An 874-nucleotide genomic window follows, 5' to 3' on the forward strand; every position below is an offset into this window, starting at 1 on the left:
CGGTACGGCGCGCGTCAAGCGTGGCATGGCCGAGATGTTGAAGGGCGGGGTCATCATGGACGTCGTCACCCCCGATCAGGCGAAGATCGCCGAGGACGCCGGTGCGGTGGCGGTCATGGCGCTCGAGCGGGTGCCCGCGGACATCCGGGCGCAGGGTGGGGTGTCCCGGATGAGTGATCCGGACATGATCGACGGCATCATCTCCGCGGTGTCGATCCCGGTGATGGCCAAGGCCCGGATCGGGCACTTCGTGGAGGCTCAGATCCTGCAGTCCCTCGGTGTCGACTATGTCGACGAGTCCGAGGTGCTGACCCCGGCCGACTACGCCAACCACATCGACAAGTGGAAGTTCACCGTCCCGTTCGTGTGTGGTGCCACCAATCTGGGTGAGGCGCTGCGGCGGATCACCGAGGGTGCGGCGATGATCCGGTCCAAGGGTGAGGCCGGGACCGGTGACGTGTCGAACGCGACCACGCACATGCGGACGATCGGTGGGGAGATCCGCCGGTTGACCTCGCTGAGCGAGGACGAGCTGTATGTGGCGGCGAAGGAGCTGCAGGCGCCGTACGACCTGGTCGTCGAGGTGGCCAAGGCCGGGAAGTTGCCGGTGACGATGTTCACCGCCGGTGGCATCGCCACCCCGGCGGATGCGGCGATGATGATGCAGCTCGGTGCGGAGGGTGTGTTCGTCGGGTCGGGCATCTTCAAGTCCGGTAATCCGGCGGAGCGGGCCGCGGCGATCGTGAAGGCGACCACGTTCTTCGACGACCCGGACGTGCTGGCGAAGGTCTCCCGCGGGTTGGGTGAGGCGATGGTCGGGATCAACGTCGACGACATCCCGGTCCCGCACCGGCTCGCCGAACGCGGCTGGTGA

The 874-nt window shown here is 67.3% G+C and carries 1 protein-coding gene; it reads left to right on the top strand.

Translation table 11 applies throughout. The features are described from left to right. Nucleotides 1–874: pyridoxal 5'-phosphate synthase lyase subunit PdxS (gene pdxS / locus G9373_RS45450; RefSeq protein ID WP_054246489.1), on the top strand; the 874-nt coding region annotated here is incomplete at its 5' end.

Origin of the sequence: Rhodococcus sp. A14, assembly GCF_011603105.1 — a bacterium.
Lineage (GTDB): Bacteria > Actinomycetota > Actinomycetes > Mycobacteriales > Mycobacteriaceae > Rhodococcus_F > Rhodococcus_F opacus.